This window comes from Dyella marensis, assembly GCF_900112865.1.
Lineage (GTDB): Bacteria > Pseudomonadota > Gammaproteobacteria > Xanthomonadales > Rhodanobacteraceae > Dyella_D > Dyella_D marensis_A.
The window spans coordinates 148,139-171,322 of sequence record NZ_FONH01000003.1; the positions used below are offsets into that span (position 1 = coordinate 148,139).

20 protein-coding genes are annotated in these 23,184 nt (G+C 66.8%); 14 read left to right on the top strand and 6 right to left on the bottom strand.

Annotation, left to right across the window (positions count from 1 at the left end):
• Positions 1-56: 56 nt before the first annotated feature.
• The 6 genes from BM172_RS06350 to BM172_RS06375 all read left to right on the top strand — a co-directional run bounded on the left by BM172_RS06350 (position 57) and on the right by BM172_RS06375 (position 4,903).
• The gene (locus tag BM172_RS06350) at positions 57-863 is read left to right on the top strand and encodes an oxidoreductase (RefSeq protein WP_026636042.1); all 807 of its coding nucleotides are present in this window, start codon (positions 57-59) and stop codon (positions 861-863) included.
• A 394-nt stretch (positions 864-1,257) separates the two neighbouring features.
• Entirely contained in the window at positions 1,258-1,623 is a 366-nt protein-coding gene (locus BM172_RS06355) for a PadR family transcriptional regulator (protein ID WP_026636043.1), read from the top strand.
• Positions 1,620-2,525, top strand: coding sequence for a sensor domain-containing protein (locus BM172_RS06360; protein WP_026636044.1), 906 nt, complete (start codon positions 1,620-1,622; stop codon positions 2,523-2,525). The genes BM172_RS06355 and BM172_RS06360 overlap by 4 nt, the downstream gene beginning before the upstream one ends.
• A 28-nt stretch (positions 2,526-2,553) precedes the next feature.
• Positions 2,554-3,888, top strand: a complete 1,335-nt coding sequence (locus BM172_RS06365) for a hypothetical protein (RefSeq protein ID WP_051548886.1) — start codon at positions 2,554-2,556, stop codon at positions 3,886-3,888.
• 25 nt (positions 3,889-3,913) lie between these two features.
• The gene (locus BM172_RS06370) at positions 3,914-4,357 is read left to right on the top strand and encodes a DUF1579 family protein (protein ID WP_026636046.1); all 444 of its coding nucleotides are present in this window, start codon (positions 3,914-3,916) and stop codon (positions 4,355-4,357) included.
• Between the two features lie 201 nt (positions 4,358-4,558).
• Positions 4,559-4,903: a DUF1090 domain-containing protein gene (locus BM172_RS06375; protein ID WP_197022881.1), complete on the top strand. Its 345-nt coding sequence runs from the start codon at positions 4,559-4,561 to the stop codon at positions 4,901-4,903.
• Between the two features lie 49 nt (positions 4,904-4,952).
• On the opposite strand, the gene BM172_RS06380 is transcribed toward BM172_RS06375, so the two are convergent.
• The 3 genes from BM172_RS06380 to BM172_RS06390 all read right to left on the bottom strand — a co-directional run bounded on the left by BM172_RS06380 (position 4,953) and on the right by BM172_RS06390 (position 8,193).
• The gene (locus tag BM172_RS06380; RefSeq protein ID WP_026636048.1) at positions 4,953-6,152 is read right to left on the bottom strand and encodes a DUF1501 domain-containing protein; all 1,200 of its coding nucleotides are present in this window, start codon (positions 6,150-6,152) and stop codon (positions 4,953-4,955) included.
• A 21-nt stretch (positions 6,153-6,173) separates the two neighbouring features.
• Positions 6,174-7,736 carry a DUF1800 domain-containing protein gene (locus BM172_RS06385; protein ID WP_026636049.1) on the bottom strand — a complete coding sequence of 521 codons (1,563 nt, stop codon included), beginning with the start codon at positions 7,734-7,736 and terminating at the stop codon, positions 6,174-6,176.
• A 169-nt stretch (positions 7,737-7,905) separates the two neighbouring features.
• Complete coding sequence (locus tag BM172_RS06390; protein ID WP_026636050.1) at positions 7,906-8,193, bottom strand: hypothetical protein; 288 nt, start codon at positions 8,191-8,193, stop codon at positions 7,906-7,908.
• Between the two features lie 160 nt (positions 8,194-8,353).
• Here BM172_RS06390 and BM172_RS06395 point away from each other — a divergent pair, with 160 nt between their 5' ends.
• The 3 genes from BM172_RS06395 (at position 8,354) to BM172_RS06405 (ending at position 11,364) form a co-directional block, all read left to right on the top strand.
• Entirely contained in the window at positions 8,354-8,959 is a 606-nt protein-coding gene (locus BM172_RS06395; protein WP_026636051.1) for a class I SAM-dependent DNA methyltransferase, read from the top strand.
• A 109-nt stretch (positions 8,960-9,068) separates the two neighbouring features.
• On the top strand, positions 9,069-9,866 hold the full coding sequence (locus tag BM172_RS06400) for a hypothetical protein (RefSeq protein WP_026636052.1): 798 nt from the start codon (positions 9,069-9,071) through the stop codon (positions 9,864-9,866).
• 745 nt (positions 9,867-10,611) lie between these two features.
• Positions 10,612-11,364 carry a DNA/RNA non-specific endonuclease gene (locus BM172_RS06405; RefSeq protein ID WP_026636053.1) on the top strand — a complete coding sequence of 251 codons (753 nt, stop codon included), beginning with the start codon at positions 10,612-10,614 and terminating at the stop codon, positions 11,362-11,364.
• Positions 11,365-11,643: 279 nt separating this feature from the next.
• On the opposite strand, the gene agaR is transcribed toward BM172_RS06405, so the two are convergent.
• From agaR to BM172_RS06420, 3 genes are all read right to left on the bottom strand, one after another.
• A complete protein-coding gene (agaR, locus tag BM172_RS06410; RefSeq protein ID WP_026636054.1) occupies positions 11,644-12,450 on the bottom strand; it encodes a transcriptional repressor AgaR in 807 nt (268 codons plus the stop codon).
• Positions 12,447-13,649, bottom strand: coding sequence for an amidohydrolase family protein (locus tag BM172_RS06415; protein WP_051548889.1), 1,203 nt, complete (start codon positions 13,647-13,649; stop codon positions 12,447-12,449). Before BM172_RS06415 ends, agaR begins: the two co-directional genes overlap by 4 nt.
• A 124-nt stretch (positions 13,650-13,773) precedes the next feature.
• Positions 13,774-14,691, bottom strand: coding sequence for a class I fructose-bisphosphate aldolase (locus BM172_RS06420; RefSeq protein ID WP_051548892.1), 918 nt, complete (start codon positions 14,689-14,691; stop codon positions 13,774-13,776).
• Between the two features lie 57 nt (positions 14,692-14,748).
• Here BM172_RS06420 and BM172_RS06425 point away from each other — a divergent pair, with 57 nt between their 5' ends.
• The 5 genes from BM172_RS06425 (at position 14,749) to BM172_RS06445 (ending at position 23,178) form a co-directional block, all read left to right on the top strand.
• Entirely contained in the window at positions 14,749-15,951 is a 1,203-nt protein-coding gene (locus BM172_RS06425; protein WP_026636057.1) for an SIS domain-containing protein, read from the top strand.
• Positions 15,948-16,886, top strand: coding sequence for a carbohydrate kinase family protein (locus BM172_RS06430; RefSeq protein WP_026636058.1), 939 nt, complete (start codon positions 15,948-15,950; stop codon positions 16,884-16,886). Before BM172_RS06425 ends, BM172_RS06430 begins: the two co-directional genes overlap by 4 nt.
• Positions 16,883-17,815, top strand: coding sequence for a 1-phosphofructokinase family hexose kinase (locus BM172_RS06435; protein ID WP_026636059.1), 933 nt, complete (start codon positions 16,883-16,885; stop codon positions 17,813-17,815). Before BM172_RS06430 ends, BM172_RS06435 begins: the two co-directional genes overlap by 4 nt.
• 98 nt (positions 17,816-17,913) lie before the next feature.
• Positions 17,914-19,926, top strand: a complete 2,013-nt coding sequence (locus BM172_RS06440) for an alpha-galactosidase (protein WP_231504227.1) — start codon at positions 17,914-17,916, stop codon at positions 19,924-19,926.
• A gap of 234 nt (positions 19,927-20,160) precedes the next feature.
• The gene (locus tag BM172_RS06445) at positions 20,161-23,178 is read left to right on the top strand and encodes a TonB-dependent receptor (RefSeq protein WP_035323740.1); all 3,018 of its coding nucleotides are present in this window, start codon (positions 20,161-20,163) and stop codon (positions 23,176-23,178) included.
• Positions 23,179-23,184 lie beyond the last annotated feature (6 nt).

Below are 23,184 nucleotides of genomic sequence, written 5' to 3' on the forward strand. Positions count from 1 at the left end.
CCCATGGGCCATGGATCTGTTTCTTGCCAACCACTCTTTTATCGAAGGTATTCGCTATGTCCACTACCAAAGTCGTCGTCGTCACCGGCGTATCGTCAGGCATCGGGCGCGCCACCGCGACGAAGTTCGTCAAGCGCGGCTGCCGGGTTTTCGGCACCGTGCGCAAGCTTGCCAAGGCCGCGCCGCTGCCCGGCGTGGAGCTGATCGAAATGGATGTGAGCGACGATGCTTCCGTCCAATCCGGCATTCGCCTCATCATCGATCTCGCCAAGCGCATCGACGTGCTGGTCAATAACGCGGGAACCAGTCTGGTCGGCGCCGTGGAAGAGTCGAGCGTCGCGGAGGCGGTTTCGTTGTTCGACGCGAACGTCTTCGGCATTCTGCGCACCGCCAAGGCGGTGCTTCCCCAGATGCGCACGCAGCGCAGCGGCAGGATCGTCAACATCAGTTCCGTGCTCGGCTTCCTGCCGGCGCCATACATGGGGCTTTACGCGGCATCCAAGCATGCGGTGGAGGGGCTCTCCGAAACGCTGGATCACGAGGTGCGCCAGTTCGGCGTGCGCGTCAGCCTGGTCGAGCCGTCTTTCACCCGGACCAACCTGGACGTCAATGCGCCCCAGGCCAATGCGAAAATTGCCGACTACGACCGGGAGCGTGGACTTGCGTCGCGCGCCATCGTCGAGAGCGTCAAGAGCGCGCCGGAGCCCGAAGGCGTGGCCGAGGCCGTGGTCGATGCAGCGCTCGGTACCTGGCGCATGCGCCATACGCCAGGAGGCCAGGCGTCCCTGCTGAGCAAGTTGCGCCGGTTCATGCCCGCTGCGCCCGTCGACGCAAGCTTGAGGAAGAGCTTCGGCCTCGGATGAAAAGGGCGGCTGCATGTCGATCGACCAGGAACCCGTCGATCGGCGCAGCGTCGTGACAGTGGCGCCAAGCGATGGTCGGGCGGCCAACAGGGCGCCGCATGGCAGCGTTCGCTGGCCGGCGGCGGCCAGCCTGACGTCGTCGGGGCGGAGCAGTTCCGCGAGAGCCGCCGCTAATTCTCGAAGCGGCGATGGCCGGCGGGTCACCGTGGCCGGCGATGCATAAAGCCTCGAACGGGTGCATCACATTCGGCACCTGTGCTTGTGCATGAGGCGCATGCATTGGTGCCATGCTCCTGAGGCTTGCCCCTGCCAACCCATGACTTCCAGCGCATGGACTATTCATAACTTCACACTATGCTTCACTCACGGCTAAGTAGCCCAGAGGGTGAGCTAGGTGGAAGACGTCGCCGGCCTGTTGAAGAAATTCCAGAAGGAGCTGTCCGCGGGCACCGTGTCGCTGGTGCTGCTGGCGGTGCTTGGGCAATCGCGGCAGCCGATGTACGGCTACCAGATCGCCAAGCGGCTGGAGGAAGTGGGGGAGGGCGTGCTGGCGGGGAAGCAGAGCGCGCTCTATCCGGTGCTGCGCAACCTGGAGGCCTACGGCCTGCTGGAAAGCGAGGTGGAACCCTCGGTGAGCGGGCCGCCGCGCCGCTATTACCGCATTACGAAGCTGGGCCGCGAAGCGCTGCGCGAGTGGGTGGCGGCGTGGAGCGCTACCCGCGATTCCGTCGATACCGTTTTGCAAGGAGGGGTGACATGAACACGCCGCGCACTATCGCGGAATACCTGGAACAGCTGCGCGCCGCCCTGGCCGGCGCCGATCCCGCGCTGATCCAGGATGCGCTCTACGACGCCGAGGAACACCTGCGCGCCGAACTGCAGGAACATCCGGGCCTGTCGCAGGAAGACATGCTGGCCAAGGTGGTCGGCAGCTACGGATCGCCGGTGGAAGTGGCGGAGATCTACCGCGACCAGGAGATCAAGATCCAGCGCGCGCTGCGCCCGCCGCCGCCGCCGAAGCGGCATTCATGGATCGGGCGCTTCTTCGGCGTGGCCGCCGATCCGCGCACCTGGGGCGCGCTGTTCTACATGCTGCTGGCGCTGGCCACCGGCATCATCTATTTCACCTGGGTGGTGACCGGCATCTCGATGTCGGCGGGCCTGGCGGTGCTGATCATCGGCATTCCCTTCATCGTGCTGTTCTTCGGCACGGTGCGCGGGCTGTCGCTGATGGAAGGGCGCATCGTGGAAACCATGCTGGGCGTGCGCATGCCGCGGCGGCCGCCCTATCCGGTGGCCGGCCGTTCGCTGATGAGCCGCATCGGCGCGATGTTCACCGATGCGCGCACCTGGTCGACCATGCTGTACATGGTGCTGATGCTGCCGCTGGGCATCATCTACTTCACCCTCACGGTGACCCTGCTGGCCGTCTCGATCGCATTTATCGGGGCGCCGCTGGCCTGGACCTTCGGTGACTTCGATCACGAGCTGGCCAACATCAACTGGGGCTATGGCGCGCACGTTCCTACGTTCGGCGATGCACTGGTGCTGCTGGTCGTTGGCGTGCTGCTATTGTTTGCCACGCTGCACCTGGTACGCGGCCTCGGCCGGATGCATGGTCTGATCGCCAAGAGTCTGCTGGTGTCGCGCAGCGTTAACTGATCCCTGCCAGTTCGTCGCCGGAGGCCTCATGCTTCGTACGCGTTCGTGCCTGATCTTCGCGCTGTACCTGTCGTCGAACTTCGCTGCCGTGGCGGCCGATGCTCCGCCTTTCGAACCCGCACAGGCGAAAGCCTGGTTCGCCGAGGCTAAGCAGCAATGCCAGAAGGACGGCGGCAAATTATGGGGTGCCAGCCTGTGCGGTCCGATCATGCTGGTCGAGCCGTCCACCCGCCGCATGATCGCCAACCAGGCCGACGCGCAAGGTTTGCTGAAGGCGGAGCAGGGCGTATTCACAGGCCGCCTGCCGGATGACGTCTCCTTCGCCAACAGCTCGCTTGAATGGGCCGGCGTGCGCTGGGCGCAGATGGGCTGGCCGCTGCCGGCGGATGCGGGCCAGCGCCGTGTGCTGATGGCGCATGAGTCGTTCCATCGCATCCAGCCGCAACTGGGCATGGAGCCGTTGGGCGAGCAGGCCAATGACCAGTTGGACACGCTGCAGGGGCGCTACCTGATGCAGCTCGAATGGCGCGCTCTCGCCAGGGCGGTAGCGGCCGGCCCCGACAAGGCGCGGCGCGCGCATGCCGAAGACGCGCTGCTGTTCCGCGCGGAACGCTACCGGCAATTTCCGGCCGCTGCCCGGAGCGAACGCGCGCTGGAACGCAACGAGGGTCTTGCCGAGTACACGGGCATTGCAATAGGCGCGGTATCGCCGGCCGAGCGCATCGTGCTTACCGGCGACGACCTGGTTTCGCATGTCTCCGCACCCAGCTTCGCGCGCTCGTTCGCCTATGCCACGGGGCCGGGCTACGGCTTGTTGCTGGATCGCTACCTCCCCGCATGGCGTCAAACCATCCGCACACCGGACACGGGCCTGTCCGATCTGCTCGCCGAAGCCCTTGGCGCGAACACCGGCAACGCCACCGAGGCGGAAGTGCAGCGCCGCGCCGCCGCCTACGACGGCCCCGCGCTGCTCGCCGCGGAACAGGCGCGCGAGCAGCGCCACCAGCAGGATGTCGCACGCTACAAGGCATTGCTGGTCGATGGTCCGCGCCTGGTATTACCGCTGCGCAAGCCCAAGGTGATGTTCAATCCCAGCACCCTGATGCCGCTGGGCGAGGCCGGCACGGTCTATCCCACCATCAAGGTGCTGTCCGACTGGGGTTCCATCGAGGTGAGCGAAGCGGCGCTGATGGCGCCGGACTGGAAGCATCTTTATGTGGCGGTACCCGGCAAACAGGCCGCACGCACCGGCACCATCGTGGGTCCGGGTTGGACGCTGAAACTTAACGATGGCTGGCGGACGGATGCCGGCGAACGCCCCGGCGACCTGCTGCTGTCGCCTGCCAACCAGGGCGCGCATTGAGCGCACCGCACACGAGGTTCTTTCGATGCAGGACACGCTGGGATTTCTGATCGGCCGCTGGAGCGGCGAGGAACAGATCGCCACCACGCGCTGGGGCCAGGGCGGTCCCGCCACGGCGGAAGTGGATGCGCGCATCGAGCTGGGCGGCAAGTCGCTGGTGATTGACTATCGCGAGCAGCGCGACGGCAGGCCGGCCTTGCAGGCGCATGCGGTGATTGCCGCGGGTCCCGAACACGATCGCTTCGAATTGTTCTGGTTCGACAGCTACGGCTTCGTGCCGTCCACGCCGGCGCCGGGCCATTGGGACGGCAAGCGGCTGGTGTTCCTGCGCAGCTCGCAGCGTGGACAGACGCGCCACGTATATGCGCCGCAGGGCGACGGCAGCTACACGCTTGCGCTGGAGAGTTCTTTCGACGGCGGCGTGCAGTGGGAAGCAGTGATGAGCGGGACGTATCGTCGGATCGATTGATCCGGCGCGCCTGCGCCGATTGCCTCCACGTGAGATGTCGTTCCGAACTTTCGGATGCATGCCGTGTCCTAACGCGCCCATGCGTCTTTCCCATGCATGGGCGCCAATCCCGGCAGTCGCATTTCGCTTGAGTGCGAGGCGATGTTTTATGTAAGGAACGTCCTAATGTTAGTCAAATCCTGTTTATTGATAGCGTCATCCGTGCTTGCGATTTCGTTATCCGCTGCCGCGCAAGCTGCCGTCACCTGCGCCGACAAGCAGCACGACATCGAGCAGCAGATCAGCTACGCCAACCTGCATGGCAACGCCGAGCAGGCCGCCGGTTTGCAGAAGGCTTTGCGGGAGAGCCGCGAGCATTGCACGGAGCAGGGGCTGCACGCCGAACTGCAGCAGCAGGTAAGCGAGAAGGAGCGCAAGGTGGCCGAACGCCAGCGCGAGCTGGTCGAAGTCCAGGCCAGCGGCAAGCCCGACAAGATCGCCAAGAAGCAGCAGCGCCTGGAAGAAGCGCAGCAGGAGTTGCGCGAGGCGCGCGAAGCGTTGCGGTAAATGTCACGCGGTCGGGGATGGCCCGCCATCCCCGACCGCAGGCACGGGCTCACACCAGCTGCAGATCCTGCGGCTTCGCTCCCGGGAACACCGCCTGCAGCTGGCTCTGCGATAGCCCCCAGGTGCGCGCGAACAGGCCGCCCAGCACATCGCGATAGTTGTTGAGCACCGGATAGTCGCGATCCTGCAGCAGGTTCTGCGCATTCACCGCCACCTGCACGCCGGCGATGCGGCCGCCGCGTACGCGCCCGCCCAGCACCCAGTACACCGTGCCGTGGCCGTGGTCGGTGCCTTTGTTGCCGTTCTCGCGGAAGGTGCGGCCGAACTCGGAAACCACCACTACCACGGTGTTGTTCCATTCGTCGCCCAGCGCGTCGGCGTAGGCCGCCAGGCCCTGGCCGAGGTTAGACAGGTTGTTGGCCAGGGCGCCGTTGGCGCCGCCCTGGTTGACGTGTGTATCCCAGCCGCCCACGTCGACGAAGCCCAGGCGGTACTGGTCGCGCATCATGGTGGCGATGCGCTGGGTCTCCGCGGCGAAGTTCTTCGCGTTGGGCGCGCCGCGGTTCGCCTTCATCATTTCGTCCTGCAGGTCCTTGGAGACCTTCTGGCGCAGCTCCAGGCCGTCGGTCGCGGCGGCGGCCAGCCTGGTGCCCTTGTACATGTCGGCAAGGATGCCGGACTGCCGCTCGTCGAACGCGGGCTTGGCCACGCCGCGCAGCGAGATATTCGGGATGTCCTTGCCGCCGCCCTGGAAGCTCAGCGGCAGCGCATCGGTGAAGGCGATCGAAGGCACGTTCGCCAGCGAGCCGGAGAGCCGCGCGAGGAAGCCGGAGCGGTAATCCTTGCGCTGGCCGCTGGCTTCGCCGGATTCGATATTGTCCTGCGTCTCGAAATGGCTGCGCGACATGTCGTCGGTCCCGGCGAACGGCACGAAGGCCAGCTGCTTGCGCTGCCACAGCGGATACAGCGAATCGCGCAGCACCGGGTTGAGGCCCCACTGGCCGTCCAGGGCGATCGCGCTGTTGGCGTTGGCCGGGTCCGGGCGCGCGATGGCGATGGTGGGGCGCGACTCGTAGTAGAAGTCGCTGCCGCAGGGCACCAGCAGGTTGTTGCAGTCGTAGCCGCCGCGCAGGAACACCAGCAGCAGGCGCGGCGTGCTGGCCGGCGCGGCGAACAGGCGGCCGGAGTAGGTGAACAACGGTGCGGTCGCGGCGGCCGCGGCGGCGAGCAGGAACTGGCGGCGATTCATGGCGATCCCTCAGCGATGTGATCAGCGATAATTAAAGTCGGGCGACGACAGCAGGAAGGTGTTCCACTCCTGCTGCGAAGCGGCCTTGCCCAGCGCATCGCGCGTGGCGGCCGACAGATGCGGTTCGATCGCGTCGTAGTACAGCCGCGTGGTCAGCATCGGGAAACCCGGCGCCACGCCGTCGCTGCCCTCGGGCACGAACAGGCGGTTGTTGCCGGTGCCGATGGCGCGGGCGATCTCGAAGCGCTTGGCCATCTGGCCGGAGCTGGCCCAGCCGGCGGCATCCAGTGGCCAGCCATCCGGCGTGAGGCGGCCGTAGATCGGTTCGCCCAGCTGATTGAGCCAGTTGAGCAGCGGACGCGCATTCACCACCGGACGGCCGTCATAGGCCAGGCGCACCGAGGACACCACGAACTGCATCGGGTCCTTGAACTTCCCGCCGCTGTCGGCGGTGAATTCCCTGGCCTCGAGCATGGTGCGCAACACTTTGGCGATATCGCCGTCGCTGCGCTGGAAGGTGCGGGCCATCTTGTCGACCAGCGCCGGCGGCGGCTCGTCGGCGACGAAGTAGCGGGCCAGCTTGGTGGCGACGAACTTCGCACAGGCCGGCTGGCGGGTGATCAGGTCCACCGCCTGTTCCACTTCGTCGAAGCCGCTGCCCCTGATGCGCTGGCCGAGCAGCACCTTGTCGCCGAAGTCGTGGCGCATCGGGTTGAACTCGAACAGGCCGTCACGCACGTATTGCGCAGCCATCTTCGGATTGATGCGCTGCTTGTCTGCGGGCGGCGCAATGCCCACGCCGGTGAGGATCAGCGCCAGCTGCTGCACATCCTGCTGGGTGTAGCCGGAGCCCACGCCCAGCGTGTGCAGCTCCATCAGCTCGCGTGCGTAGTTTTCGTTGACGTGGCCCTTGGCGTTCTGCGCGTTGTCCAGGTACTCCAGCATGGCAGGGCTCTTCAGCGTGGCCATCACCAGGTCCTTGAACTTGCCCAGCGCATGCGGGCGGACGCTTTCCTCGGCGAAGCGCGCGGCGACCCAGCGCACGCGGCCCTTGGCGCCATACAGGCTGAAGTGGTTCAGCCAGAACCACACCATCTGCTCCTTCAGCTGGTTGGAGCCGTAGACGGCGCGCAGCAGGGCCGCCTGCTGGGCCTGCTGCAGCAGGTCGTTGCCGTGCTGCTGCAGGGCCTTGCGCGCGTCCACCTTGGCGTCGCCGTCGGGCATGTCCTTGATGCGCTGCTGCTCGGCCTGGAACGAGGCGATCAGCTGGTCGGGCGGTGTGTTCACCACTTCGTAGCTGTGGATCAGCTGGTCGATCGCCGGAGGCAGTTCGTCGCCCAGTTTGTCGTCCAGCTGCGCGTCGAGATAGCGGTCGCGGCCCAGCTCGCGGTAGCGGGCCACGCTGGCGCTGTCCAGGCCGAAGCCGTCGCGGCGCAGCCAGGCCACGTCGTCGGCGCCGAGCGTATCGCGGCCGCGCGCCGAGGCGGACGGTGCAGCGAGCGCAAGCGTCGCGGCGAAGGCGAGCAGCAGCGTGGAAAGGTGTCGGCGTAATGCCTGGGGGCGGGGCAGAGCAGGGCGGCGCATGCGTCTTGGCTTCCTGGCGGTTGACGGCGGCGGGGGTTGCGTTGGGATGACAACGCGCCACCTTGCCACGCGTCGACACGGGCCATCCGTGGACCGGGCCGCATTCGGCGGTGATTCACGCCGCGGCGCTTGCATCGGTCATCGCATGAAATTGCGGTGGACGGTCCGTTCAGAACTCGTCGACGAATTCCACCGCGATATCCAGCTCGCGCGAAGCCAACAGGGCCACATTGCGCACAAGCTCCACCTTCTTCTGTGGCGCCTCGATCTCTACGCGCACCACATCGCCCTGGTTGTCGTCGACCAGTTCGCTCGAGCTGGAATCGTCGCGCATCTCGTCCATCGATTCCTCGTCCACGTCTTCCACGTGTTCGATGCCGTCGATGCCGCGGATGGCGTTGATCAGCGTGTCGAGCTTGTCGTGGTCGCCGGAGATGCGCATTCGGATCATGGGCATGGCGGTGTCACCGGTAGTGCGGATACGCGGACATGCTGGCGCGGGCGGCGTATGCGCCGGGTGATGCGTGCGGTAAGGATCAGTAGTGGCGGCGTGGCTTTTCATGCTGCAATAACCCGGATCTCGCCGCCACTGGCGGCCCTTGCCGACTGCCGACCCGATGCCCAAGACCTACGACCGCGCCTATTTCGACAAGTGGTACCGCCACCCGCGCCATTCGGTGGCTTCGCCGGCCGAGCTGCGGCGCAAGGTGGCGATGGTGGTGGCGGTGGCCGAGTACTACCTGGGCCGGCCGCTCCGCAACGTGCTGGACGTCGGCTGCGGCGAGGCGCCCTGGCGCGCGCACCTGCGCGCGCTGCGGCCGGGCATTGCGTATCGCGGGCTCGATGCCAGCGAATACGTGGTGGCGCGCTACGGACGCAGCCGCAACATCGGCTGGGCGCGCTTCGGCCAGCTGGCGCAGCTGCGTTTCGACGAACGCTTCGACCTGATCGTCTGCACCGACGTGCTGCATTACCTCAAGCCGGCGGAAATCCGCGCCGGGCTGGGCGGCATCGTCGACATGCTGGAAGGCGTGGCCTTCCTCGAGGCCTATACCAGCAAGGACGACGTGGCCGGCGACCACGACGGCTTCGTCGCCCGCGCTCCGTCCTGGTATCTGCGCAGTTTCCGCGAGGCGGGGCTGCTGCCTTGCGGCACGCATTGCTATCTGGGGCCGCGGCTGGAGCGGCGCATCGCGGCGCTGGAGCGGGCCCAGCTGGCCTGAGCCGGGCCGCCGCGGCCTGTGCGGCGCTTGGCGAAATATTCGCCACCAGCCCGGCTATGATCGGCCGGCGCCCCGGAGGGAGCGCCGTTGCCAATCACTAGGGATAGCCATGCCTGACATCGGACGCGTCATCAGCCGCCATCGCAACAACGCGGCGCTTTCCATCTTCGTCCTGTTCTTCGCCGTGCTGCTGCTGGCCTGCGCGGCGTTGCTGTTCGCCATTCGCGGCAAGGCCATGGCCGATGGCGCGGCGCTGATCAACGGCAGCATGATCGGTTGCGCGGTGATCGGGCTGGCGCTGATCGGCGGCACCGTGCTGATGCGTCGTACGTACTGGGTGCTCGGCGAGGAGGGCGTGCAGCGGCGCGGCGGCCGCGGCAACGAAAGCTGGCGCTTCGACCAGATCGCGGAATGCTGCCAGTTCTATCGCGCCGGCTTGCCGGTAGGGCTGGCCTGGCGCCGCGAGGGGGACGAAGCCTGGGGCATGGTGAATGCGCATCTGAGCGGGTACCGGAAGTTCTACGACACGCTGGAGCGTGCGTATCTGCATGCACGGCTGCCGCGGCTGTTCGGGGAGCTGGAGCGTGGGCATACGCTGGAGTTCAAGGTGCTGACGCAGGCGGGGCAGTTGCAGCGACATTTGGCTTCGGGGATACGGGGGTATCTGGGGGCATCGACCGCGAGGGCGTTGCGGGTCAGTTTGACTGCTTTGCATTGGCAGGGGAGGGAGGTGGCGTTCGCGGATATCGTGGCAATGGATGTCACGAGTTGGACGTCGCGGTTGCGGTTGCATTTGCGCGATGGGACGCGGGTGGAGCTCGGCTATCAGGTTTTGTTTGACGCGACGCTGGTGATGGCGCTGATCGGCGCGCTGATTCCGCAGCGGCCGGTGCGGAAGGCGGCCTGATTCGCCATTCCGCTTCGCTCGTCATTCCTGCGCAGGCAGGAATCCGCTTTGGCTCGTCATCCCGGCGTAGGCCGGGATCCAGTAACGACCACGCTTGATTGTCGCGTTACCGCGAATGTGTCTCGCCTTTCAGGCGAGTGTTTCGTGCCGCTGCCGCGGCCCGAGTTACTTTCTCTTGCTTGCCCAAGAGAAAGTAACCAAAGAGAAGGGCACCCTGCACGGCGCCCTCCGCAGCTTCGCTGCTGCGGGTACGTGAGGGCTGGCCGGGCTTTTTGACGGGACATCCATGTCCCGTCAAAAAGGCGAGGACTCCTGTCCTCGCCCCCTTCGGGGCCTGATCGTCCAGCCCTCACCGCCGCGCCAAGGGGGTGAAGATCAAGAGCAAGATCAAAAGCGCACAAGCGGAACGCCGCGAGCTGCGCCGCGTGCTCTCGGACCGATTTTCGCGACGCCCTGCATCCCTCTCTCCCCTCCGGGGAGAGGGTCGGGGTGAGGGGCCGGGCGGAGCGAAAGGCCACGGTTCGCCGCTGAAGCCAAGTACGCGGCCCGTGCATCTTCAACCCCCATGCACGACCAACATCGTCGCCGCACTCACGCATCCATGCGCGTTATTTGCGTAACGACTCTGCGCATGGGTGACTCAATTCACAAGAGTCATCGCAAGAATTTGTATTCGATCCAACGTCACCGCACTGACATGCGCGCTTCCTAGGTTCCGGGCTCCATCTTTTCCCGGAGAAACGACATGTCACGCTTTGGTGCCTGGCTGCTTGCGGTCTGCTTTTTCGCTTCCGGCGCTTCGTACGCCGGCACGGCTTGCCCGAACTTCTTCATCGCGGGCAAGGAACCTGTGCTGGATGCATCGCTGACCAGCCGCACGACCGAGGTGTGTCACACCGAGTACGTGCTGTTCGCGTCCGGCGTGACCAAGGGACCGCTGTATTCGGCCGAGCATCTGACCGCCGATCAGGTCGCCGGTGCGGATTCGATCAGCCGCAGCGGGTCGTGGCATCAGGAGACCGGTATTCCGGTGGCGGATCGCTCACAGTCCTCGGACTACACCAACAGCGGCTATGACCGCGGCCACATGACGCCCGCCGGCGATGCGTCGACGCTGACTTCCGAAGGCGAGACTTTCTCGATGGCCAACGTGGTGCCGCAGCTGCATAAGTTGAATGCGGGCGAGTGGGAAAAGATCGAGAGCTATGTGCGCGGTCTGGCCACGCAGCTTGGCGACGTCTATGTGGTGACGGGGCCGGCGTTTGCCGCCGACTCGGTGCCGACCATCGGCAAGGATGGCGTGGCGGTGCCGGCCTATACCTGGAAGGCCGTGTACGAACCCGGCGTGGGTGCGGCGGCGTTCCTGTGCACCAATGAAGAGGACTACACCTGCACGGTGATCTCGATGGTCGACGTCAAGACCATGTCGGGCGTGGATCCGTTTCCGTCGCTGTCGCCGTCGATGAAATCCAATCCGATCGACCTGGCGCTGCCTTGAGTCATGGCGCGATGCTCGCTCCGGCCCTCTCTTGCGCGAGAGGGCCGGGGCTTGCCGGGTTGCTGTCGCGGCATCAAGGCAGATGGTCGGGATCGACGTCCGGCGGCGTGCCGTTGGCCGTGCGCACGAAGGACTGTCCTGAAGTCACCGACGGCGTAAAGAAGCCGTCGTTATCGGTTCGCGGTAACGCTCCAACCGAGCGTTACCGTCACTGGATTCCGGCCTGCGCCGGAATGACGACGATACGGAGTGCTGTCTCGGTGGGAGCTTGCGCGGCGTTCAGACCAGCATCACATCCACGCCAGCCGCGCGCAGCGCTTCCACTGCCTTGGGCTCCGCGCTGTTGTCGGTGATCACGCGGTGCAATTGCTGCACGGGGGTGATCACGGAGAGGCTGCGCTGCCCCAGCTTGCTGGCGTCGAACACCGCGATGGTCTCGCGCGACACGCGGATCATCAGCGCATTGAGCGAAGCCTCCAGCGGGTCGGGCGTGGTGACGCCGACCACCGGGTCCAATCCGTCGACGCCGAGAAAAAGCTTGTCGGCCGAAAGCTTGGCCAGCGCCTGTTCCGCATCGGGGCCGACCAGCGAATACGAGGTCTCGCGCAGCAGACCGCCGAGCATCATCACGCGGATATGCGCCAGGCCGGACAGCTCCAGCGCGATGTTCAGCGCATTGGTAATCACGGTGAGCGATTCGAACTTCTGCTGGCGGATCTGCCGCGCGATCTCCACCGTGGTGGAGCCCGAATCGAGGATCACCGTCTCGCCATCCTCGATCAGCCGGGCCGCGGCCTGGCCGATGCGCAGCTTCTGCGCATGGTGGCGCGTCTCCTTGATGTTCAGCGGCGTGTCGTGCGAGCTGGGCGCGGTGGCGGGCAGGGCGCCGCCGTGCGAGCGCGCGATGGCCGAGCTGCGCGCCAGCGATTCCAGGTCGTTGCGGATGGTGACGGCCGACGTGCTGAACTGCCTGGCCAGTTCTTCCACCGTGGCCCGGCCCTGCTTCTCGACGTATTCGACGATCAGGCGGCGGCGCTCTTCCACCAGCAGGCGGCGCGTCGGGGCGGAGGCTCGGTTGGGGGTCATGGAAGGCCTAGAAGTCGTGCGGCGTTGTCATGGTATACCTTGCGCAGGATAGCGTCTGGCAGGTCCAGCCCATAGATGGACCAGCGCCCCTGCGGCGGGGTTTCCGCGGGGGCGTAGTCGAAGTATTCGTCGTCGGTTTCCAGGAAGCGGTAGTAGATCTCGTACAGCGCGTCGCCGAACAACTGCTGCGGGACATCGTCGCCGTAAGGGGACGGCACCGCGTCGGTGCCGAACAGGATGCGGTCCTGGAAGCGTTCGAAGAAGCGCCGCGCGGTGCGCGGCTGGCGGCCCAGTTCGCCGATGCGCGCGCTGATGTCCACCACGGTGTTGGGGAAGCGCTCCAGGCAGTCGGCCACCGCGGCGAGGTTTTCCGCGCCGTTGCCGACGTGCATCAGCGCGAAGGTGGTGTTCGGGTGGCGTGCGATCACGCGGTCGCGCGCGGCGAGCAGTTCCGCATTGCCGGGGAATGCCGGACCGTAGAACGACCAGTCCGGGTGACACGCCAGCTCCTCGTAGCGCTCGTTGCTCGCGTCGGTGGGCAGGAAGAAGGCTTCCGGGTCGGAGACGTGCATGAACACCGGCATGTTCAAGGCCGCGCAGGCTTCCCACATCGGATCGAAGCGGCGGTCATCGATCGCCACCAGCGGGCCATCGTCGATGCGCTCGCGCAGGTACAGGCCCAGCGTCTTCAGCAGCTTCAGGCCGCGCGCACCGACGCGCTGCGCATGCGCGATAGCGTCGGCCTGGAGGTTCGGATAACCGGCTTCGGCGAAGCGGCCGAACGAGGGTTCGGTGAGGGTGAGGAAGCGGCCGGGGGCTGCTTTATCGAAGGTGCGGATCGCTTGTTCCAATCCTGCACCGGTGCCGCCAGTGAGGTTGACGAGAGTGCGGATGCCTTTGCGGTCCATCACCGGCAGCAGGTCCGCCGGTTGCGCGAACACGGTGATTTCCTCACCCACCGACACGCCGTTGCGCACGTTGGCGGTCCAGGTGAGGTGGGTGTGCATGTCGATCACCGGGAAGCGCGGGCGCTCCACCCGGGTCTGTTTGACGTGCAGCATGCTGCGCGGCTTGAAGTCGAACAGCCGCAGGTTGCGCTTGCCCTGGTCCGGCGCGGTGGCGAGCTGGTTCTTGCCGCTGTCGATGCGGACGGTGCCGGCGCCGGAGGGCGGGGAGCAGCAGAGGCAGGGTTTGGGCATGGTGAGCGGTGTTCTTCGTGAGCGCGTAGGTTGGGGTGAGCGCAGCGAACCCCAACGTGGCGATGACCGTGCGGGGTCTGTTGGGGTTCGCCTTTGGCTCACCCCCAACCTACGCCGCGCGGTGTCAGCGCGGATACTTCGCCATGATCTTGTGGACTTCGTTGACCAGCGCCACCGCCTGGTCCAACGGCCGCAGCCACATGTTCCGTCCGAACATCACGCCCTGCGCGCCGGAGGCCATGTAGAACTCGACCTTGCGCAGCACCGCCGCGTCGTCGTCGTTCTTCTCGCCGCCGGAGAACAGCACCATGGTGCGGCCGGCCGAGCGCACCACGCGCGCGGAACGCGCAGCGGCGTCTTCCTGCAGCTGATCGTACGGTGCCGGCGCGTTGGCGCGGTGGTCATTGGGCTCGTGCAGCTTGACGATGTCCGCGCCCATCTCCAGCGCAACGCGTGCGGCGTAGTCCTGCGCGAACAGGCTGTTCTTGCCGCCCTTCGCTTCGACCGCCTCGCCGCGCGGGTAGGACCACATCACCAGCGGCATGCCATAGCGCTCGCAGTCCTGGCGCACCCGCTCGAACTGGCGGATTTCTTCCGCCTGCCGCGGCGAGCCGACGTACATGGTGTAGCCGACGGCATCGGCGCCCAGGCGCACGGCGTCTTCCACGGAAGCGAATAACGGGGAGGTGGCTTCCGCGTCGCTGGGGATATTGGTCTTGCCGTTGAGCTTGAGGATCAGCGGAATGCGCCCGCAGTACTCGCCCATGTACTTCTCGGCCAGGCCCACGCCGAGCGCGATGGCGGAGAAGTTGCCTTCGACGGCGAGACGGAACTGGTAGTCCGGATCGACTGCGGGCGGGTTCGGAAAAAAGTCGGTGGGGCCGTGTTCCAGGCCCTGGTCCAGCGGCAGCACCAGCAGGCTGCCGTTGCGCGGTCCATGGCCATACAGCAGGCGCCACAGGCGGGTGCGCTTGCCGTGCGAAAGCGCCAGCTTCGAAAACCGTTCGGAAGTTTTCGAAAGGGCTTGTGTGCTCTGAATCATTTCGAATACCCTGCGTTTCGTGATCGAACAGTTTCACATTCGAGCGAAACGGGCAAAATGTCAATAGTTGATAAGAAAACGAAAGTAAATGATGGCCTGGCCGCCCTGCGTGCCCGTCCCGTGGCGGAGCAGCAGGCGGCCGGCTACGCCGACACCCTGCGCGAGGTGCTGCAGCAGCCCGCCACCTGGCGCAGCAGCGCGGCGCTGTTGCGCGAGCCGGCGGTGCGCGAACGCCTGGCGCGCGCGCTGTCGCCGCGGCCGTCGCACATCGTGCTGACCGGATCGGGCAGTTCCATGTACATCGGCGAATGCCTGGCGCCCACGCTGCAGCAGGGGCTGGGCATTCCCGCGCAGGCGATCGCCGCCGGCACCCTGCTCACGCACTGGCGCGGCATGCTGCCGCCGGGCGAAGGGTTGCTGGTGTCGCTGGCGCGTTCGGGCGACAGCCCCGAGAGCTGCGGCGTGGTCGATCGCGTGCTGGCCGATGCGCCGGCATGGCGGCATCTGGTGATCACCTGCAATGCCAGCGGCAAGCTGGCGACGAGCTACAACCACGACCCGCGCGTCACCGTGCTGGTGCTGGACGAGCGCACCAACGACCGCAGCCTGGTGATGACCAGCAGCTTCACCAACCTGTTGGTGGCCGGCTCCGGGCTGCTGCTCGATACCGCCGACGTGCTGACCGAACAAGCCGTGGCGGCACTGGCCGCGGCGGTCGAGCATCTGTTCGACACGCAGGCCGACGCCCTGGCCGAACTGGCCGCGCGCAACGTCGAGGCCGCGGTGTACCTGGGCAGCGGTGGCGGCATCGGCGCGGCGCACGAGGCGGCGCTGAAGATGGTGGAGATGACCGGCGGCAAGGTCATCACCATGGCCGAGACGTTCCTGGGGCTGCGCCATGGGCCGATGTCGAGCATCCGTCCGGGCACGCTGATCGTCGGCTTCCTGTCGCCTGATCCGGCCGTGCGCAGCTACGAACTGGATCTGCTGCGCGAACTGGACCGCAAGCAACTGGGCCTGGCCAAGCTGGTGGTGGGCGAGGGCATTCCCGCCGATGTGCTGCGGCCGGGCGACGTCGCCATCGAGCTGGCGGGCCTGGGCCATCATGGCGAGCTGCCGTCGCTGCTGGCCGGCGTGGCGGTGGGCCAGCTGCTGGCGTTCTTCCGCTGCCTGCACCTGGGCGACCGGCCGGACACGCCTTCGCAGGGCGTGCTCACGCGCGTGGTGCAGTCCTTCACCCTGCACGGGAACGGCGCGTGACGAGGTCCACGCCCAAGCGCGTGCTGGTGGTGGGCGAGGTCAATGTCGACCTCGTCCTGAAGGGCCTGCATGCGGAGCCCGCACCGGGCCAGGAAGTGCTGGCCGACGACTTCCTGATGACGCCGGGCAGTTCCTCGATGATCTGCGCGATGGGCCTGGCGCGGCTGGGCAATGCGGTGGCGTTCCATGGCCGGCTGGGCGCGGATGCGTGGGGCAGTTATTGCCTGGATGCGCTGCGCGATGCCGGTATCGATGTCGCCTCGCTGCAGCCGGAGGCGGCGCTGCGCACCGGCATCACCGTCTCGCTGTCGACGCCGCGCGACCGTTCGCTGGTGACCTTCTCCGGTGCGATCGCGGCCTTGCGTGCGGAGGATGTCAGCGATGCGCTGCTCGCCGGCGCGGGCCATCTGCACGTGTCCTCGTTCTATCTGCAGAAAGCGCTGCGCGCGGATATCCGCCAGCTGTTCGCGCGTGCCCGCAAGGCCGGGCTGACCCTCTCGCTCGATCCGGGCTTCGATCCCGAGCAGCGCTGGGGCGACGATCTGCGCGGCGTGCTGGAAGACGTCGATGTGTTCCTGCCGAACGAAGAAGAGCTGCGCGCGCTGACCGGCGAGAACCATGTGCGCAAGGCGCTGGCTGCGCTGGACAACGGCCGCACCCTGATCGTCGCCAAGCGCGGCCGGCAAGGCTGCGCGGTGCTGCATGACGGCAAGCTGCTGGTCGCGCCGGCACTCGCGGTCGAGGCGGTGGACAGTACCGGTGCCGGCGATTCCTTCGACGCCGGCTTCCTGCACGCCTGGCTGCGCGGGCTTCCCTTGCGCGACTGCCTGCGCTGGGGCAACGCCTGCGGCAGCCTCTCCACGCGCGGCATCGGCGGTACCACGCGCCAGGCCACGGCCGCCGAAGTCACGGCACTGCTGGCGGGCGCGGCATGATCACCGTCGCCGGCTTCAACACCGCGATCGATCGCCTGTACACGCTGGATGCGCTGGAACCCGGCGCGGTGCAGCGCGCCGCCAACGTGCAGGCCTATCCCGGCGGCAAGGGCCTGCACGTGGCGCAGACCATCGCCGCGCTGGGCGAACCCGTGCAACTGGTCGGCCTGACCGATGTGTTCCACCGCAACCTGATCGCCCGCCGCATGAGCGAGCGCGGCGTGCTGTTCCACGGCGTGGAGATCGCCGGCGAGCTGCGCCATTGCCTGGCGCTGCGCGAGCGCGACGGGCGCATGACCGAGGTGCTCGATCCCGGCCCGCTGCTGCCGCCGCGCGCGCAACAGCAATTGCTCGACACGCTGTGGCGCTGCGTGGAGGACACCGATGCGATGGTGCTCTCCGGCAGCCTGCCGCGCGGCTTCGAAGCCGATACCTATGCGGCGCTGCTGCGCCAGATCGCGCCGCGCGGCCTGCCGTGCCTGGTCGACGCCAGCGGCGAAGCGCTGCGCCTGGCTGCCGACGCCGGCGCCTTCCTGCTCAAGCCCAACCGCGACGAGGCCGCCCAGCTGGCCGGCCGCGCGGTGGACACGGTGGAAGACGCCGCCGTCGTGGCGCGCGCGCTGCATGCGCGCGGCGTGGCCTTTCCGGTGATCACCTTGGGTGCACGGGGGGCGCTGGGTTTCGATGGCGCGGATTGCTGGCACGCCTCGCTCGCCATCGCGCACAGCGCGAATGCGGTGGGTTCGGGCGACTGCTTTCTCGCGGGCGCCGCGGTGGCCCTGCGCCGCGGCGGCGAGCCCGCGCAGGCGCTGCGCCTGGGCGTGGCCTGCGGCGCGGCCAATGCGCTGCACGAGGAGACCGGCTACGTGCAGCGGGCGCAGGTGGATGCGTTGCTGGCGGAGGTCAGGCTGGTCCGCTTCGACGGTTGATATCGCGCATCGCCGTGGGAGCGGCCATGCGCGGCAAGGTGTTTCGAGGCCACGGGGAGGACCGTGGTGTTTTTCCAACCCCTGGAGAGAACTGCGGCATGTCATCTGTTTCCGTATCCGATCTTCCGCCCGCGTTGCGGCGTTCCTCGCCTGACCTGCGCCGCAAATGGATCGCTGCGCTGATCGCCGCACTCGGCATCGGCTCCGCCCAGGCGGCGGACGACGCCTCGTTCGGCAACAACGCGATCGCCGCGCGCTGGTCGTATGCCGACGGCAAGCTGGCCAGCGTGGTGGTCGACGACAAGCTCAACCAGCGCGCGCTGGAAATCACCGCGCCGTTCGTGCTGACGCTGGCCGACGGCAGCAAGCTCGCCACCGCGGACATGCGCGCCGCGGCGGCGCCGAAGACGGCGGCGCTGAAGGCGAACGCCAAGGCCTCGCGCCTGGCCGAGCGCCTGAAAGGCCAGTCGGTGCAGGCGAGCTTCACCGACGCCGGCGGCCGCTTCCGCGTCGACTGGCAACTGGTGCAGCGCGAGGGTTCGGACTATCTGCGCGAGATCGTCACCGTCACCGCGTTGCAGCAGGACGAGGCGATCAAGCGCATCGACCTGCTGCAGGCGAAGATCCCCGATGCGGAAGTGATCGGCACGGTGGCCGGCTCGCCGGTGGTGTCCGGCCGTGACTATCTCGGCTTCGAGCATCCGCTGTCCGGCAGCCAGGTGCACGGCAGCAAGGTGAATCTGTGGATCGAGCGCGAGCTGCCGTTGCGCAAGGGGCAATCGGTGACCTACTCGGCGGTGATCGGCGCCACCCACGGCGACCAGCTGCGCCGCGACTTCGCCGCCTACATCGAACGCGAACGCGCGCGCCCCTACGCGCCGTTCCTGCACTACAACTCCTGGTACGACATCGGCTACTTCACGCCCTACACCGAAGCGCAGGCGCTGGACCGCATCCATGCCTTCGGCGAAGCACTGAGTGTGAAGCGCCACGTCAAGCTCGATTCTTTCCTGTTCGACGACGGCTGGGACGACCGCAGCGGCAGCTGGCACTTCAGCAAGGACTTCCCGCGCGGCTTCCTGCCGCTGCGCGACGCGGCCGCGAAATACGGCGCCGCACCCGGCATGTGGCTGTCGCCGTGGGGCGGCTACGGTCCGCCGAAGAAGGAGCGCGCCGAGCGTGGTGCGCAGGCCGGCTACGAGATCATCGATGGCGGCCTGGCGTTGTCCGGCCCGAAGTATTACCAGCGCTTCCACGATGCCGTGATGGAGCTGGTGACCAGGAACGGCGTCAATCAGTTCAAGTTCGACGGCACCGGCAACGCCGACAAGGTGTTTCCGGGCAGCGTGTTCGACAGCGACTTCGGCGCGGCGATCCAGCTGATCGAAGATATCCGCGCCGCCAGGCCGGCCACCTTCATCAATCTCACCACCGGCACCACCGCGTCGCCGTTCTGGTTGCGCTACGCCGATTCGATCTGGCGCGACGGCGAGGACGACGACCTCACCGGTGTGGGCAGCAAGCGCGAACGCTGGATCACCTACCGCGACCGCGAGACCTACCGCAACATCGTAGTGAAGGGGCCGTTGTTCCCGCTCAACTCGCTGATGCTCCACGGCATCATCTATGCGAAGGAAAACCGCAACCTCGGCAGCGATCCAGGCCACGATTTCGCCAACGAGGTGCGTTCGTACTTCGCCACCGGCACCCAGCTGCAAGAGCTGTACATCACGCCGACGCTGCTGACCGAGGCGGACTGGGACCTGCTCGCCGAGGCGGCGCGCTGGGCGCGCGACAACGCCGAGGTGCTGCGCGATTCGCACTGGATCGGCGGCGATCCGGGGCGCCTGGACGTATACGGTTGGGCGGCGTGGTCGCCGAAGAAGTCCATCGTCACCTTGCGCAATCCCGACGCGAAGCCACAGACCGCCGTGCTCGACCTGGCCCGCCAGCTGCAGCTGCCGGCCGAGGCCGCACGCAACTTCGGCGTGCGCGACGTGTGGAAGACCGGCGGCGAGCAGGTGCCGGCCTCGCTCGACGCCGACCACGCGGCGACGGTGCAGCTGGCGCCGTTCGAAGTGCTGACGCTGGAACTCACACCCGCGCGCTGAACGCATCGCGCCGGCCGCCGCGGGAGGCGCGCGGCCGGCGAGCGAGCTTCGGGGAGGCCGGCATGACGACGTCCGGGTGCACCAGGCGCGGGCCGCTGTAAGCGCCGCGCTGCTGAGTTTCGAACGGATGGTTTGAAAGGGCCGGCAGGGACGCCGCTATCTGCCGGCCTGGTTCCGGCAGTGGGGAAGGAGCAATCAATCAATGAGCCATAAAACGATTGGGGAGTTGCCGAAATGAACAAGCGTCAAGCCAAGCACCGGAATCTGTGTCGAAGCCCACTGAGCCTGTTGATCGCGCTGAGCCTCGCCGGCGGGGTCGCGCATGCGCAGTCCACCACCGGCAGCATCGTCGGCCAGGTGCCCGCCGGCATGGGCGATAGCGTGACCCTGCAGAGCGCGAGCGGCCTGCAGCGCGACGTGGCGGTGGACGAGCGCGGCCGCTATGCGGCCAACCAGTTGCCGCTGGGCAATTACACGGTGATCTTGAAGCACAACGGCCAGGCCGTGCAGACGCGCGACAACGTGGCGTTGCGCGTGGGCACGGCGACGGACGTGTCGTTCACCGAGGCGGCCACGAAGAACCTGGAGGGCGTCAGCGTCACCGCCAGCGCGCTGCCCGCCATCGACGTCACCAGCGTCGACTCGCGCACGGTGCTCACCTCCGAGCAGCTGGCCAAGCTGCCGCTGGGTTACTCGGCCGAAGCCATCGCGCGCCTGGCGCCCGGCGCGGTGAACAATTCCGGCGGCTTCGCCAGTTCGACCGGCGGTTCGCTGGTCAGCTTCGGCGGTTCCGGCGCCAACGAGAACGCGTACTACATCAATGGTTTCAATACGACCGATCCGCTGAAGTCCGAAGGCGGTCTCACCCTGCCGTATGGTTCGATCGACCAGGAAGAGGCCTACACCGGCGGCTACAGCGCGCAGTACGGCCGTTCCGACGGCGGCGTGCTCAACATGGTGGGCAAGCGCGGAACCAACGAATGGCATGTCGGCGGACGCGCCAGCTGGGAGCCGGCCTCGCTGCGTTCGTCGGCCAGGAACTTCTATTACGAGAACGGCCAGCCCAATCCGCCGCTGGCGACCGGCACGCTGTATTCGCCGCGCGAGAAGAACGAATACTGGATCACCACCTACGACGCCTATGTCGGCGGTCCGCTGGTCAAGGACAAGCTGTTCTTCTTCGCCTCGGCGGAGATGTCCCGGCAGCAGGGCAGCTCGGTCGGCACGGTGACCAGCGCCTCGCCGTACCAGACTTACAAGTACCGGATGCCCAAGTGGTACGCGAAGCTGGACTGGAACATCAACGACAGCAATATCCTCGAGCTGACCGGGGCGTCGAACAAGCGCGCCTACCAGGCCGACCTGTACCGCTACGATTTCCAGCACATGGTGCCCGGCCGCTATGTCGGCCATGCCGACAGCACCAAGAACGGCGGCGACCTGTGGACCGGCAAGTACACCGGTTATCTCACCGAGAGCCTCACGCTCACCGCGCAGTACGGCAAGATGAAGACGCGCGCGTTCCAGCAGCCGGTGGGCTACGACCCGAACCTCACCTATATCTCCGGCATCACCGCGCAGAACCCCGCCATCGTCGGCGGCACGCCGCGCTTCAACAACCAGACCACCACCTCGCTGTACGACCCGGATCGCGGCAATAGCGTGACTAACCTGCGCGTGAGCCTGGAGTACAAGCTCGGCGATCACACGCTGACGGCTGGCATCGATAACCTCACCGCCGAGGCGTTGAACCAGGGCCGCGTGACCTCGGGTCCCGGCTATAGCTGGACCTACGGCCATTCGGACCATCCGACCGCGCCGCTGGATCCGGGCCTGGGCGTGGGCCCGACCGCCGGTTTCGCCAACGGCGCCGACGGCTACTACGTGATGAAGAACGTCAACAGCCAGCTGGCCAACGTCAAGACCGTGGAGCACGCGCAGTACATCGAGGACAACTGGCAGTTCAACGACCGCCTGCTGTTGTCGCTGGGCCTGCGCAACGACCAGTTCACCAACTACAACGCCAATGCCCAGCCGTACATCAAGCAGACCGCGCAGTGGGCGCCGCGCCTGGGCTTCGCCTGGGACGTCAACGGCGATTCCAGCTTCAAGGTATTCGGCAACGTGGGCCGTTACTACCTGGCCTCGCCGCTGGAGCCGGCGTTGAGCGCGGCCGGTGCGCAGACCAGTACCACGCAGTACTTCACCTACAGCGGCATCAATCCGGACGGTACGCCGAGCGGGCTCACCCAGATGTCGCCGCCGGTGTCGGCCAACAACAACTTCGGCGTGCTGCCCGATCCGAAGACGGTCACCGCCAAGGACCTGAAGTCGATGTACCAGGACGAGTACATCCTGGGCTTCACCAAGACCCTCGGCCACGACTGGGTGTACGGCGCCAAGGCCACGCGCCGCGTGCTGCGCAGCGCGATCGACGATTTCTGCGACGTCGACCTGATCACCGCCAAGGCGCAGGCGCTGGGCTACAACGTCAGCTCGCTCAACAGCTGCTATCTGATCAACGCCGGCCGCGCCAACACCTTCGTGGTGGTGGACGATGCGGGACAGCACCATGACGTGAAGCTCAGCCGCGAGGAACTCGGCTTCCCGGACATGAAGCGCAAGTACTACGAGCTGGACCTGTTCCTGGAGCACCCGTTCGACGGCAAGTGGTACGGCAAGCTCGACTACGTGTTCTCGCGCAGCTATGGCAACACCGAGGGCTGGACGCAGTCCAACGTGCAGTCCGACGGCCCGAGCGAATCGGCCGACTGGGACAACGCGCCGATCATGGTCTACAGCAACGGTGACCAGGGCAACGACCATCGCCACCAGCTCAAGCTGTGGGGCTATTACCAGATCACGCCGCAGTGGCTGGTATCGGGCAACCTGTCGCTGATCTCCGGCGGCCCGAACGTGTGCCTGGGCCTGTTCCCGGGCGACAATCCGGATCCGTCCGGCTATGGCTCCTCATACCACTTCTGCCGCGGCGTGCCGGTGACGCCGGGCAGCATCGGCCGGCTGCCGTGGCAGCGGCAGGTGGACCTGGGCGTGAAGTACACGCCGGATTTCGCCGCGCACAAGCTGGGCCTGCACCTGGACGTGTTCAACGCGTTCAACAGCCAGCCGGTGGTGAACATCACGCCCAACCTGTACGCCAAGTCCGATGGCACCCTGAATCCGCTGTATGGCACGCCGCGCGTGATGCAGGCGCCGCGCTACCTGCGCTTCTCGGTGACTTACGATTATTGATGAAGC